The organism is Psychrobacter proteolyticus (assembly GCF_038155145.1).
In the GTDB taxonomy this organism is placed as follows: domain Bacteria; phylum Pseudomonadota; class Gammaproteobacteria; order Pseudomonadales; family Moraxellaceae; genus Psychrobacter; species Psychrobacter proteolyticus_B.
On sequence record NZ_JBAKAY010000006.1, the window covers coordinates 1 to 14780 of the forward strand.

The following is a 14780-nucleotide window of genomic DNA, read 5'->3' on the forward strand; positions in this document are numbered from 1 at the left end:
CCTGATCGATACTAAAGACGATGGTGTCATCTGCCGCGCCTTCAATCGCGGATCCATCAGTGACGCTGATGCTGATGATAGGTGCATCATCCGTGTCTGTAATCGTACCTGTGCCGACGCCGGTACCGATGGTTAATGTGGTGGTCTCATTCAGCTCATCTAAGTCATCATTTGAGGCCGGATAGCTGACGGTAAAGCTGGTCACTCCTGCTGGGATAGTGATACTGCCATCCGTGTTTAGGACAACGCCGTCACTAAAGACAGGGGCATTGCTATAGTCGCCACCTGCAGTTGCACTACCATCGGTGATGGCAAATGGATAGCTGACAGGTACCTCAGTTGGGTTTGATAAGGTCACGGTGTGAATCAAATCGCCACCTTCATCTGCTTGAGCATCAGAGACGCTGACGACGGGTTTGTCACCATCGACTTCATCAGTAACATCATCTGGGTTGTTCGGGTTATTGGTGTTGACGCGTTGGTCTTCATCTAGGATGACGCCGGTGGTACTGCCTGTGCCAATCGTGGCGGCCGTTGGGCTGCTTGTCGGTATGGCAATATTAAGAACCAAGTCTTCTGAGCGCTCATACACCACATCATCAATCACAGTGACCGTAATCGCAGGTGCACTGAGGCTGCCTGCAGGTATGTTGACCGTGGCACCATTTGTCAAGAAGGCTTGGATGTCAGTCAGGTTATCCAACGTGACCACCACCCCTGCGGCATTGGTATAGCTGATGCTAGCAATGTCAGCGGCTTCGACGGTGTTGGCCGCCCCTAAGCTCACGTTAACAGTAGTATCAAGGTTGCTTAGGTTGGTCTGAGTCACGCTAAAGATGAGGCTGTTGTCCACGCCTTCAATCGCTTGCGCGTCGGTCGCCGCAATGCTGACCACGGGGATATCATTCCCTACTGTTGGGTCAGCAGGATTAACCGGTGTGGTGCCATCAGTGGTTCCATTGTCATAAATAGTCGTGGTGACACTGTCATTATCCGCACTAATGTTAGCTGTACCAGCAGTGGTACCAGTGATAGTGACCGTAAAGTCCTCGGCACCTTCGTAAATACTGTCATCTACCATTGGTAAGCTGAAATCAACAGAGGTCTGCCCAGCAGGAATCGTGACAGTCTTTATAGTTGGTGCGACGTAGTCATCGCTACCTTCTGTACTGCCATCGCTAATAATATAGCTGATAGTCGTATCAACTGCGCTTGGATTGCTTAAGCTCACAGTATACGTTGCGCTATTAACACTACCATCAGCAGCTGTTTCGCTTAGGTTCACTGTACCTTTGATGCTTACAATTGGCGTGTCATCACCCACTGTTGGGTCATTAGGGTCAACTGGTGTTGTTCCGTCAATGGTGCCATCATCATAAACAGTTGTAGTAACAACGTTTTTAACAGGGTCGATAGTGGCCTTACCCGCACTGACGCTGGTTATAGCAACCATAAAGCTTTGAGCGCCTTCGTAGACGTTATCATTTACAATTGGTATGCTAAAATTAACAGAGGTTTGCCCTGCTGGAATCGTGATGGTTTGCGTCGTTGGTGCCGTATAGTCACCGCCATTGGCAGAACCAGGCGTAATGGTGACTGTCACACTGGTATCAACATCGCTGGCTTTATCTAGGGTAACGCTATATATCGCAGTGTTTGCGTCATTCGTTGCCGTAGCTTCACTTAAACTTTTAACACCACTGAGACTGACGATGGGCGCAGGTTCAGGACGATCATCACTATCACCACTACTGATACCCGCAATCAAACCTGCCAATCCAAGTCCTGCAGCAACAGGTACCCACCAAGGTATTGCCGCCGCCACATATTCTTCACCGCCTAACGCCTGTCCTTCTACATCACCGACTTCCAGTTGGGTCACATAATCGTAGGTTTCACCCGTATCTGGAATGTAGTAGTAATAGTCGCCATCTTCTGCAATACCGACTAAGGCACTGTCTGCGCTGTCATAAAAACCTTCTATAATTAAGTCACTGTCTTTGCCGTTTTCTTCAAATGAGACGTGCAGATCATTTTTGATGCGTTTGGTAATAATATGATTGGGCGCTCGACCGATCACCATATCATGGAACTCGTAATTGACTTTCTCCATAGCTTGGATGATGGTTGGTTTTCCATCTTTAGTGACAACTGCCACTTCGGCTACGGTTTGAGTCGCATTATTGGTCTTAACCATGATAGTGTTCATATTCTTACCTTTTATTTCTTATCGTCTATTTTTCAATTTGAATAGTATAGATTTAGATATGTTTGTATTAGGCAGGTTTACATGCCAAAAAGCGATGTATGTATGGAGTACCTTTTAAGAGAAGAGAGATTAAAACCGCATAGTGCTCATTTATTAATATTATGGTCGTATTTGATTTGCTACTACAACTTGTCGTTCAAATTGCTGGCCTACTTTTTTACTTCATTGATTTAATGCCGTAATAACATTTAATGGTGTTTTTTCAAAAAGCTGAAATGTATTTTTTTATAATTTACTGTCAGTATCAGCAAAATTCTTCGATGATTTAGCCATTCTATAAAAGGCTATTTACATATTGATGGCTTTCGTTTCTGGCATTGCCATACTAGCTTGCTAAATAACACTCATCTAAATTAACTATGATGTTACATATACTTCATGCTACCTGTTTTTGAGCATGGACACTAGTAAGACGGAACCATATTATCAACCGTTCATCTATTTTTTCCTAAAGTATTCTCAAATTATTGATCTTATTAGTTAATATCCATATTCAAGAAATACTTATATGCTATATTTTTCGTATTGGACTAGTATCTTGTTTCATAAAGCCATAAAACAATTAAATCTAATAGCGACAATACGGCAGCCCCCTATCACAAACAACATGCTCATTATTGACTGCCCTTTGAATTTTCAGCTATATAAAAAAGTATCTATGACATATAGATAGTATTAGCAACGTTTTTACTCAACGACGTTATACAATATCTAGGGGTTTTTAGGCGGCACTGAATACGTGCCGACCACATGAGCCACCATATCATCACATCCTTCTGAATACAGAGAGACCTCGCCTACTATCAACGTGCGTCCTACTTTCATCAAGGTACATTCGGCGATAATACGCGCATTTGCTGAGGGCTTACGCAAGAAGTTGATGGTCAAACTCGTCGTCACCGTTAATGGGACAATACCGATTCTTCCGAGTATCGCCACATAGATAGCGACATCAGCAACGGCCATCATGACAGGTCCCGAAACTGTGCCACCGGGACGCAGCTCGTTTATGCCAATTTCGTGCGATAAGGTCGCGCCATTTTCGTTGACCGCCTCGACGACGCATTTGGTTTGGGGAAACTCCAATGCCATAAAGGCGCTGATTTCTTCTTTGGTTGCAGACATAACTCTTCCTTGAATTGAACTGTCCATGTTGATTCGTTTAATACATGTATACGATCATCGCTAGTTAGCAAAATCGAAACTATTTTTACCTATGCTACGGTGCTCTTTTAATGCTCTGAACTACGTACCGACTATACATATCTCAATGTATCACGGGCGTACCTTCTGTACTAAAGGCAAATCCTTTATTGCTAAAGTTACCGATCATGACTGCTTCTATAACTGGTTTAACCGTTTCATCCACACCTTCTACTTCAATGATAAAATTAGCGCCAGAACCGCCTTTGTCCTCTTCTTTTTCGACGATATAGTTGAGCGTGGCCATCGCTGGTAGCTCGATAGGCTTATCTAGATATGATTTGACCAATGCTCCATCTGTATCGTAATAATCAATTTTATTGATATACAGTGATTTTTTGAGCGTGGTGTTACGTACACTCAACGTTGCTGATAGCAGCACTTTGCGAGCGTCTCTATCAGTATAGATATCAGAATAAATCGGCACATAAAAGGTTTGCTTGTAACCAAACTGACTGTGATCCACATCTGAGGTAATCGCCAACTCTTTAATCGGGTCTTTTTGATGCTCAGACAAAAGAACGTTCGGGTCTTGCGCTGATTGATCACAACCTGACAGTAGTGTCATTATGGCGATCAGTAGGACAGAGATACTTCGCTTATTCATGATCATTTCCCTATACCTTCTGGTATTACTGCAATGGCAAGCTGCTATTTTATTTTCACACCCACACTACGTAAGAACTGATTGATATGTTTGTTGGCGCCATAAATCACCAGTACATCGCGCTCTTGCAATACTTGCTCAGGCGTTGCCAAGCCTTGAATGCTAGGCTTGCTCTGCGTACGACCAAAACTGTCTTCATAATACTCATAGCGCAACGTACTAAGCAATCGGATATTGAACTTTTGCTCTAACTGTAAGTCGTCAACAGTCTTACCGATCAACACATTTGGAATCTTAATCTCTACCATGCTGAAGTTATCGCTCAATTCAAACGAATCGACAAAATAACGTAGTGACAGACGCTTGGCCCAACGATTGGCCGCCTCTTTTTCAGGGTGAATCAAATCATCCACGCCGATGGCTTGTAGGACTTTTTCGTGTAGCGGATTGATACTACGGCTAATTAAACGCTTGGCTTTTAACGTCTTAAATAACGCCGTTGCCATGACATTGGCCCCTTGATCTTCACCAATCGCCACGATGACAATATCGGTATCAACGATTGGTAATCCACTAACCGTATACTCGTCCGTGGCATCCATACAAAGCGTATGAGAAATCACTTCTTTATACGCTTCAACCCGTTGCATACTACTATCAATAGCAATCACTTCATGACCTTGACTGGTCAATGCCGAGCCCAATGATGCACCGAAATTCCCTAGTCCTACGATGATGTACTTCATAATTTAAACAACCTTTTTTAATACTTTTTGCTATTTATTAAGAACAACACAGTCTGTTCGCGACGAATTAGTTAATCGTAATCTCTTCCGTAGGATAGCGATAATTACGTTGACGCATATTTTTTAGCAGTGCAATAAAGATTGTCAGCATACTGACGCGGCCAACGAACATAATGACCGAAACCACTATTTTACTAAAATCTGATAAGTCTGCTGTCAGGTTTAAACTTAGCCCCACCGTGCTATAAGCTGAGAAACACTCAAATACCACTTTAATCAAATCAAGCTCTGGCTGATCATAGCTAATGAGCGTCACGCCCGTACCGATGACCAGTAGTGACAACCACATAATAGAAAATGCGCGGCGAACTGAAATCTCCGCAATTTCCCGTTTAAATACCTCTATCTTGGTCTGTCCACGCGCTAGGCTTAATGTATTCAATAGCGCAATCGCAAAGGTACTGGTCTTGATACCACCACCTGTCGAGTTTGGTGACGCACCAATCCACATCAGAAATATCGTTAGCATCACCGTTGGAAACGTGAGATCACCCATATCAACGACGTTGAATCCTGCGGTACGCGGAGTAGCAGCAGTAAAGAAGCCTGTCACTAACTTACCAAAGAAGCTGGTATGCTCAGCGAGCACATTATTGTATTCAAATATCATCACGCCAATCAGACCGACCAGCAATAATGCACCTGTGGTAATCAAAGTAATGCGGCTATTGATATTGAGTAACCAAGGCTGATAAATATAGCGTTGGTCATGGCGATTGATCAGCCGCTGAGCACGATAACGTAAATACCTAAGCACATTGACCACAATAGTAAAACCCATACCACCAAAAATAAATGTCATCGCCAGAATCAGCTGTAGCGAATAATTAAAACGTAGCGAATCATCGTACAAGCCAGCACTAAAGGTAGAGAATCCAGCATTACAAAAAGCAGAAATCGCATGAAAGACTGAAAAGAATAGCTGCTCAGACCAGTCCATATTGGGTATGTCATAAATACTGATATAAATCAGCGTAGCCGCTACCGCCTCGACAGCAAACGTGACGTATAAGATAGACTTAAGTGTCGACACCACATCACCCATACCGCGCATATAAGACATCTCGCTGATACTTGCTTGCGTCTCATAGCTGACACCGCCCTTAAAAAAATAACTAAAATAGGTCACAAAGGTCAAAATACCCAAGCCGCCAATTTGTATCAGCCCCATAATAATGACTTGGCCAAAAGTCGTAAAATATGTAGCAGTATCCACTACGATAAGCCCTGTCACACAAACCGCGCTAGTCGCAGTAAAAAGCGCATCAACAAAAGACAGTGGCTGCGTCGTCGCATTGGGCATCATCAATAGCAAGGCACCAACCAGCACCACGACTAAAAAGCTTAGAATAAAAAACTGGGCAGGATGTAGAAAGGTACGATTGAGATTGAAATTGTGATCGGAGAGTTCGCGGACGAAGGTGACAAACACCGCTATCTTTATCGCGACAAAGCCATCAACGGCAGCAGATAGGCCCGAACGTACTAAGTCCGTAAAATGTGCGGTCAATAAAATGATAATGGCAATGCTAGTCAGCGCGTCAAAGACGGCGACCTTATTAAGCGTTAATGGTTTTTTGGTATAGATGTAACGACCAGCGGTCACCATAAAACTGAGGAAAATAATGACCAAATAGAAAATATGAAATACTTGCTGGAGCCACGTGGATAGTGTAAAACCACTATCTAACAAGGCAATCGCTACCCCGATGACACTAATGAGAATCGTAAAATTGTTTAATAATCGATAACGCGTGGCTGCATTCATAGCCTGAGTCCATGACAACAATAACCACGATACTTATACTCCTTTTTTGTCGTCTCCACAAAAAGTGATTTAAGTTAATCGTAACCAATTATTGAGTCATCGCAGCTATTGATAAGCTAGATACTGATAACCAGAGCGAGATAAAAAGTGCCCACTAAGAAGTAACGGTTTTAATAACTCTATAGTTTAATGCTATCGCCTATATACATTTATTAAACCTCTTCTTTTACTTTTGCTATTTTTACACCGCCCCATGTCACCAATGCCACGCCAATAGCAATTAAAGTCGCACCTAAAAATAAACCTTCTGGTGGACTCTCCCCTTGCAAAAAAATAGCGACGGGCACGCCGACAATGGCTCCTACTGCACCTAACAAACTCAGTAACACGGGCCCACCTGTCTTTTGCAATAAAAATAACAGTAAAAACTGTCCAGCAAATACGCATGCTTGTGTAGCTATCATGCTTAGCGGCAACCAGTTCTCTAAAGATACAGCAATAGAAAATTCTGACATCATACTAAATAAGCCTAGCAGCAGCGCTGCCGCAATCAACATACCTGGAGCGAGTGCGCCAGAAGACGCATTATCAGGCCAGCGTAATGTCCGATATATATTGCCAATAGCGAGTAGCACTGGACCACAAAGCGCGATTAAAATCCAAAACACACTAGAATCTGGCGCAGAGAATTTATGTATGGCTAGTGCTCCTGCCCCGATGAGTGCTGCGATGACCCCAAGCGCACGGACAATATAAAATTGCTCTATACGTAGTATCAGCGCACCAAGATACGTTAGCAGTGGCGGCAATGAGAGGATTAAGGCGACAAAACCTGCGCCCACATGAGGAATGGCAGAAAATAATAACAAGTTGGCGGCCGCGACACTGACAAGCGCCGCGACAAAGTAATACTCTAAGCTGCGCGCATTAAGAGGAGGGAGTTCTTTTCTGATGAGCGCTACCATCAGTAAGATAACAGCAGCGCCAGTAATCGACCAAAACAAAAACCCTAATGGGGTCAGACCGACATCGATAGCGTACTTTGCCACATTGGTCGAGATACCAGTGAGTGCCCCACCTGCCAGCAGACAAATGAAGGGCACCAGCCAAGTAGTAGTTTTGTGAATACTGGTTTGTTTGAGCGAGTCATTCATCGACTATCCTATTGGATGATGAATTTTTGAGTCATGTTAGATGGCTTTTATAATAGCTACTGGCGCAAAATGGTAGCAGGTAGGCTTTGTACAGCGACGGTTGCTGCATCAATTGCTCCAGCGACATAGCCAGGGAATTGCGCTGACCACTCACTACCACAACCTGTTAGACAGTCTTGCCACACGCCTGTTTTTGGTTTGGACGGCGGTGCTACTGCATGCTGACCGTTACCGCTAGCATCAGCAGGCATCGCTGTTAATGGGTCTTTTGCCCATTCTTTAAGATATTCAGCTTTTGGAGTACTTGCCTGCGCACCAAATAGTCGCACTAACTGCGCACGGCAATGTTCTTTTAGCACCGTATCAGAGACACTCTGTCGTACTTGAGCAGGAATACCAAAGAAACCAAACAATGCCCCATCACTCTTTAGCGTAGAGGCATCATGTATCTCAGTGAGCGGCCCTATCGCACTGCGCGCGGCACCCGAGAGACCAGTATTACGCCAAAATGGTGACTCATAAACAGCGACGTATTTGGCATGGGGCGCCATCCAAGTGGCTGTCTCGCGCCATTGTTCACTTAAGTCTTGCGGTAGCGCTGGCTGAAATGCTATCCGACCTTCTACCAATCGAGGTGGTAACGCAAGTAGCACATGCTGCGCTCGGAACGTCGTCATATGTCCGGTCACATGTCCAGAGCTATCTTCACTCTGTACTTCGATATGTTGAGGCGTCCTGTTTAATTGCTTTACCGTTTGACCGGTCATGATACAACTAGCATCTAGGCGAGCATATAGCGCATTAGTCAAAGCGGCCATACCACCGACTAGCCGCACAGAAGGTGGTGCGCTTTTGTAACCTTGCATACGCACAGGTGGCTGGTTGGCAGCGCGCTCAACCATCATATCGCCTTCTTCGAACTGCGCAAAACGTGATAAATTTAACGATTCAATAAGCGTGCTTAACTGCGTTTGATAATCAGGCCAAAACCAAGACGGTCCTAAATCAAATGCCGCGCTTGATTCTGCTTGATCGATATCAGTACTGTTATTAGTAGCATGCGTATCTGGATATTTAGCAACTGCAATGCGGCCACCTAAGGTATCACGCGCCTCTAGTAGTCTATACGCTATACCCTTTTGCTTTAATAAGAAGGCGGCATATAATCCACTCAACCCACCACCAACGATTACCACAGGTATGTCTTGCATATCGGATTACCCTATTTATAGACGGTTCAATATAACTTGGATACAAGGAAGCCGAGTGAAAGTAGTACAAGTAGTAAGCTAGGCGAGACTGGCACCGTACTTAATTTGTAGAGGATTGACTATAATCAAAACTACTCTGCCAATAGCTTAGTAAGCATCTCATCAATCTCAACCTTGAACTCTTTGTCTTCAATTTTATTGGCTGTGACTTTGGCATTTTGTAGGCTTTGGATAGCGGCTTCTTTTTCACCTGTCTCAAGCTGTAGCACCGCCATAGAAAAAGCAATCGATGACATATGGTCTTTTGAGTTAATGGCAGTAGCCTTGGCCAATGCTTTGTCATAAATCACTAGTGCTGCGTCCAAATCTTCTGTGAAATCAGCAAGCGTTTCCCATTGTTCTGGGTGGTCTTTGTCAGTGCCTTCATTATCGGTACAAATGGCGTTTAGTTCAGCATATAACGAATCAAATTTTTCTTGATTGCCTCTGCGATCCGCTTCTAACAATTCTTCGGCTAAGGTGTAAATGGCTTTATATATTTTGGTATTAATCATTGTTTACAACCTTTTATTGACTATATCGTGTGTGGTTAGGATTATAACGTAATTCTAGGGCGTGTCCTCATTTTAAAAATGGTGATAAAAATGAGATAAATTGCAGTCAAATAAGGAAAGTAGCGCAGATAATATCGGGATATTAACCAGCTATTTAACGATGTTTGGCAAAATTTAGCCATTTTTAGCCCGTTCAGATATGATCAATTGAATTGAGGACACGCCCTAGCGGCTCAGATGATTGCTACAGAGAAGAACACGATATTTATGTGGCTGTTATTAACATTATTATGAACCTTGTTAAGGTTGTTATTCATACTATAGTCAATTCAATTTAAAAGTAGTACAAGGCAACCGAGTGCAAGTTATATATTAGTATGCTTAGCGAGGATGACGATGTAGCGGATTTATATAGACTTGACTATATTGGGGCTACAACTCGCGCCAGTGCATCCACAGTCGCGTATCCAACTCAAATTGATGATACTCAGGCTCCATATGGCAGCATAATTGATAAAACGCTTTGTTATGCTCATGCTCTTTGAAATGGGCAAGCTCATGCACCACTATCATGCGCAAAAATTCTGGCGGCGCATCCTTAAATAGACTGGCTACCGTGATGCTATTGTGCGATTTGAGCTTACTGCCCTGTACGCGCGATTGCGTCGTATGGATACCCAGTGCATGTTTTAAAACTTTTAGTTTACTGCTATAGCTGACATTTGATAGCTGACCAATCTTACGCATGTATTGGGTTTTTATCTCATTTATGTACTGATAGAGCGCTTTGTCGCTTTGGATTTGATGCTGAGTTGGGTACTTTTTTTCCAGATACTCGCCCAACCTACCATCACTGATAAGCTGAGCAGCTTGAGTCTGAATCTGCTCTGAATAATGCGCTATGTACTTTAATTTGGTCACAAATGTATCCTTTGCTAATACGTTGCAGCATATTAGTCGATCAATTTAATTTTAATGAATTTTACCTTATATTTGCGGTGCTTGTTTGCCACTTATTTGGGATATACCCTCAATCCAAACAATAGTTATTTATAAATAATTATCCATAAAAAATCCCATAAGCTGCGTTCAACTTATGGGGACATTTTTACTGATAATTTTACTTAAAAAGTGTGCCTGATTAACGCTCTAAATGCAGATACTGCAAGTGACGCTCGTACTGATTTAAGATATCAACCAATACTTGCTCTTTTGAGTAGCCAACCAAGTCATACTCTTGCGAGCCTTCGCTTAAGAACACTTCCGCACGGTAGTAGTACTCTGCGTGCTTGGTAGATGTGCTCAATGTAAAGTTAGGACGATGAGCTTTAATCAGATTGACTTCATAAATAAAGTCATCTTCATCGCCATGACCGACACGCAGTTTTAGACCATCTACCTGACCACTGTCTTGATCCATGCCTGCATCGATACCTTCGCCGATACTAGCAAGGTTTTTGGTATCTAACGAAGTTTTGAGACCACCTGCTTTAAACTCTTTTTCGACCTCAGACATCGCTGGCATGACGACCGTATGCAAGAATTTTTCAACCTGTGCATGTCCCGGGAAACTCACAATACGTTGCAAACGCGCTTTCCAGCTCTTCCCACTGTCCAACACATTTGCCGTGCCGATTGTACTGGCTTTACGCTTGTTGCCTTCTTCTTTTAGCGACTTCCACATAGACATCATGTAAAGCACAAGAATAATAGAGAATGGTAAACCTGCAATGACAGAGACAGATTGCAATGAGGCAAAACCACCTGCAAACAATAATCCTAACGTAATAAGACCAGTCGCTGCTGCCCAAAACAGACGTAACCAAACAGGAGCATCGGTATCATTGGTCATACCTCTTGAGCTCAAGTTTGCTAGTACTAACGCGCCTGAGTCAGCAGAAGTCACAAAGAAAATAAGACCAATAACCACACCAGCAAATGACAATACTTCACTGTAAGGAAAATACTCAAACAGCGCAAACATGCCCATTGCCGCATCATTGACCGCGATTTCACCCAGCTCTGTTGCGCCATTGGCAACCAAGTCTATCGCTGAATTACCAAAGATAGAGAACCATGCGAAGATAAACCCAAGCGGAATGAACATTACGCCAAATACAAACTCGCGCAACGTACGGCCACGGCTAATACGTGCAATAAATAGACCTACAAATGGTGCCCAAGCAACCCACCATGCCCAGAAAAATATCGTCCACCAAGATTTCCACTCGGCACCAGCAGCACCGTCATAAGCATAAACGTCAAAGGTTTTATAAATGATGGTTTGGAAATATTGACCGATATTTTGAGTAAAGGTATTTAATAGATACACCGTATTGCCCATTACCAATATGGCAAGCAACAACAGTATTGACGACAACATGTTGAATTCAGATAGACGACGAACGCCTTTTTCGACACCTGTCATCGCAGAGACAGCCGCCGCCGCGACAACACCCACAATGATGAGCGCCTGAACCATTTTGCTAGATTCGATACCGAACACATGGGTCAAGCCAGCATTGGCCTGCAATACTCCAATACCCAAACTGGTCGCAATACCCATCAACGTACAGACGACACCGAAGGTATCAATACCATCGCCTAACCAACCCTTGATTAAGCGTTCACCAAATATCGGTGTCAGCGGCGAGCGTAGCGCGAGTGGCATATTTTTGCGATAAGCAAAGTAAGCCAGCGCCATACCGATCAGCGCATAAATACCCCAACCGTGTAGACCCCAGTGCAAGAAAGTTTGCGCAAGTGCTTCGCGCATGGCCTCAGCACTCGCAGGCTCTAGGCCTGTATGCGGTGTCAAATAATGCATCAAAGGCTCAGAGGCACCAAAGAATAACAGGTCAATACCAATACCCGCTGAAAACAGCATGGCCGCCCACGCTAAAAACGGAAATTGTGCTTTTTCGTGGTCTTGACCAAGCTTTATATCGCCGTACTTAGAAAAACCAACAAACAACGCAAAGATACTATAAGCGGCAACCACCAACATATAATACCAGCCAAACTTGTCTGATACCCAAGTCATGCTGGCGCTCAACAAGGCCTCACTATAATCTGGAAAAGCGATGGTCCAGATTATCAATAAGATAGAAATAATAGCTGAGCCCATAAACACCGTTTTGTTTAGGGTCAGAGGTTTCGTCACATCTTGTGATGGCGAACTGTACATAAAAGACCTCAATAGGTAAATTAAACAGGGTCCGATATTGCTTTGTCCGGCATCGTCTAATAGTAGACTGATGATCTATAACCGTATACGTGGAACCAACCGCATGACGGACAAAGCAGTACCAATAAATAAAAAGCTAATAAAATTATAAACAAATTCAACCTGAACGGTATTCATTATTCTAATACGTTAGCGCTGATAGAAAAGGCCTCTACTTGGAAAGGCCTTTTGGTTAAAATTTTCTTATATCGTTATTTATTCAGTATCCTGCATGCAGGCTTATATTGCAGCCTACACCGTCGAGAGATAATCACGCATTGGCTCTGAGCGCAGCGGTGCACCATTGGCCACATAATAATCTGCCGTTGAACGTGGCAACTGTACGCCTCTCATCTTGTCGACGATTTTTTCTGCCAACATAATGGTCGTAGCATTGAGATTACCACTAATAATGTTTGGCATGATAGACGCATCGACGACTCGCAAGCCATCAATACCATGTACCAGACCTTCGCCGTTTACTACCGAATCGTTATCTTCGCCCATCGCACAGGTACAAGATGGATGATAAGCCGTCTCACTATGATTGCGTACGTATTCATCTAACTGGGCGTCGGTGACCAGATCATCGGTCGGTGCAATCGCACGACCACGATAAGGATCAAGCGCTGGCTGATGCATGATCTCACGCGTGATACGCATTGCAGCACGGAACTCTTGCCAGTCTTGATCATGCGACATATAGTTAAACAAGATGCTTGGATGTGCTTTCGGATCACGTGATTTTAGTTTGACGCGACCACGGCTTGGTGAGCGCAGTGAGCCGACGTGTGCTTGGAAGCTATGCGATTTCACAGCACTGCGGCCATCGTAGCGTACAGCTAGTGGCAAGAAGTGGTACTGAATATTTGGATGGGTAAACTTCTCGTCCGTACGGATGAAACCGCCACCTTCGAATTGATTCGACGCACCAAGACCTGTGCCATTGAATAACCATTCCGCACCAATCGCAGGCTTATTCCACCATTTATTAGCAGGCGCGATTGACACTGGCAGTTTACATTCATACTGCATATATAGCTCTAAATGGTCTTGTAAATTATTACCGACACCTGGCAGATCCAATATTTCAGTCACGCCAGCATCTTTTAGCCATTGACCAGGACCGATACCTGAACGCTGCAGTAGTTGCGGTGAGGCAATCGCACCAGATGAGACAATCACTTCGCGAGCGGCATGGAAATTTTTGGTCTGGCCTTCGTGTTCGACTTTGACACCGACGGCGCGTTTGCCGTCAAATAAAATTACATCAGTCAATGCACCTGTCAAAATCGTGATATTGCTACGTGGTTTGGCACGATCAAGATAGCCGCGAGCTGTTGATGCACGGCGACCGTTAGGCGTCACGAATCGATCCATCGGACCAAAACCTTCTTGCTGATAGCCGTTTAGATCTTCGGTACGTGGATAGCCTGCTTGTACGCCCGCTTCAATCATAGCTTGGAACAGTGGATTGACCCCTGGCTTTGAGGTAGTCATTTCAACAGGACCGCCCACGCCATGATAGTCGTTTTCGCCAGCGTCACAGTTTTCTAGCTTTTTGAAGTACGGCAGGCAATCCGAATACGTCCAGTCTGATAGGCCTTTTATCTTAGACCAGTCATCAAAATCTAACGCATTACCACGGATGTAGCACATACCGTTAATCAGTGATGAACCACCTAGCCCTTTACCACGGCCACAGTCCATGACACGGTTATTCATATATGGCTCAGGATCTGTCTTATAACCCCAGTTATAAGTCGTCCCTTGTAGCGGCATGGCGAGCGCAGCTGGCATTTGGGTACGGAAGTCAAAACGATAATCTGGACGACCTGCTTCTAATAGCAGTACTTTAATACTGGCATCTTCGGTCAGACGCGTAGCCAGCACATTTCCTGCTGAGCCTGCTCCAACAATAATATAGTCATACTCAGGTGTGGTTGATGTCATAACATACTCCATAATATTGAAAAAACATA

General features: G+C 44.0%; 11 protein-coding genes. All 11 read right to left on the reverse strand.

Annotated elements, in window-relative coordinates; genetic code table 11:
- The coding region (locus tag V6252_RS08600) for a Calx-beta domain-containing protein (protein ID WP_341610098.1) at positions 1-2209 on the reverse strand (2209 nt) is incomplete at its 3' end.
- A gap of 771 nt (positions 2210-2980) precedes the next feature.
- Entirely contained in the window at positions 2981-3394 is a 414-nt protein-coding gene (locus tag V6252_RS08605) for a PaaI family thioesterase (RefSeq protein ID WP_341610099.1), read from the reverse strand.
- Positions 3395-3536: 142 nt separating this feature from the next.
- The gene (locus V6252_RS08610; RefSeq protein ID WP_296208285.1) at positions 3537-4079 is read right to left on the reverse strand and encodes a DUF3124 domain-containing protein; all 543 of its coding nucleotides are present in this window, start codon (positions 4077-4079) and stop codon (positions 3537-3539) included.
- 44 nt (positions 4080-4123) lie between these two features.
- Complete coding sequence (locus tag V6252_RS08615; RefSeq protein WP_057761091.1) at positions 4124-4825, reverse strand: potassium channel family protein; 702 nt, start codon at positions 4823-4825, stop codon at positions 4124-4126.
- Positions 4826-4892: 67 nt separating this feature from the next.
- Positions 4893-6653: a TrkH family potassium uptake protein gene (locus tag V6252_RS08620; RefSeq protein ID WP_341610100.1), complete on the reverse strand. Its 1761-nt coding sequence runs from the start codon at positions 6651-6653 to the stop codon at positions 4893-4895.
- Positions 6654-6865: 212 nt separating this feature from the next.
- Positions 6866-7807 (reverse strand): DMT family transporter, encoded by a 942-nt coding sequence (locus tag V6252_RS08625; RefSeq protein WP_341610101.1) that lies wholly within the window; start codon positions 7805-7807, stop codon positions 6866-6868.
- Between the two features lie 56 nt (positions 7808-7863).
- A complete protein-coding gene (locus tag V6252_RS08630; protein ID WP_341610102.1) occupies positions 7864-9018 on the reverse strand; it encodes a flavin monoamine oxidase family protein in 1155 nt (384 codons plus the stop codon).
- 131 nt (positions 9019-9149) lie between these two features.
- Complete coding sequence (locus tag V6252_RS08635) at positions 9150-9572, reverse strand: hypothetical protein (protein ID WP_057761099.1); 423 nt, start codon at positions 9570-9572, stop codon at positions 9150-9152.
- A 432-nt stretch (positions 9573-10004) separates the two neighbouring features.
- The gene (locus tag V6252_RS08640; protein ID WP_341610103.1) at positions 10005-10493 is read right to left on the reverse strand and encodes a M48 family metallopeptidase; all 489 of its coding nucleotides are present in this window, start codon (positions 10491-10493) and stop codon (positions 10005-10007) included.
- A gap of 220 nt (positions 10494-10713) precedes the next feature.
- Positions 10714-12759, reverse strand: coding sequence for a choline BCCT transporter BetT (gene betT, locus V6252_RS08645; RefSeq protein WP_341610104.1), 2046 nt, complete (start codon positions 12757-12759; stop codon positions 10714-10716).
- 291 nt (positions 12760-13050) lie between these two features.
- Positions 13051-14751 carry a choline dehydrogenase gene (betA, locus tag V6252_RS08650; protein ID WP_102092282.1) on the reverse strand — a complete coding sequence of 567 codons (1701 nt, stop codon included), beginning with the start codon at positions 14749-14751 and terminating at the stop codon, positions 13051-13053.
- Between the last annotated feature and the right edge of the window lie 29 nt (positions 14752-14780).

What these genes read in the sequence shown, in the direction of transcription:
- V6252_RS08615 (WP_057761091.1), bottom strand. Translation starts at nt 4,825, where the DNA reads ATGAAGTACATCATCGTAGGACTAGGGAATTTCGGTGCATCATTGGGC.
- betA (WP_102092282.1), bottom strand. Translation starts at nt 14,751, where the DNA reads ATGACATCAACCACACCTGAGTATGACTATATTATTGTTGGAGCAGGC.
- V6252_RS08605 (WP_341610099.1), bottom strand. Translation starts at nt 3,394, where the DNA reads ATGTCTGCAACCAAAGAAGAAATCAGCGCCTTTATGGCATTGGAGTTT.
- V6252_RS08625 (WP_341610101.1), bottom strand. Translation starts at nt 7,807, where the DNA reads ATGAATGACTCGCTCAAACAAACCAGTATTCACAAAACTACTACTTGG.
- V6252_RS08610 (WP_296208285.1), bottom strand. Translation starts at nt 4,079, where the DNA reads ATGAATAAGCGAAGTATCTCTGTCCTACTGATCGCCATAATGACACTA.
- V6252_RS08620 (WP_341610100.1), bottom strand. Translation starts at nt 6,653, where the DNA reads ATGAATGCAGCCACGCGTTATCGATTATTAAACAATTTTACGATTCTC.
- V6252_RS08630 (WP_341610102.1), bottom strand. Translation starts at nt 9,018, where the DNA reads ATGCAAGACATACCTGTGGTAATCGTTGGTGGTGGGTTGAGTGGATTA.
- V6252_RS08635 (WP_057761099.1), bottom strand. Translation starts at nt 9,572, where the DNA reads ATGATTAATACCAAAATATATAAAGCCATTTACACCTTAGCCGAAGAA.
- betT (WP_341610104.1), bottom strand. Translation starts at nt 12,759, where the DNA reads ATGTACAGTTCGCCATCACAAGATGTGACGAAACCTCTGACCCTAAAC.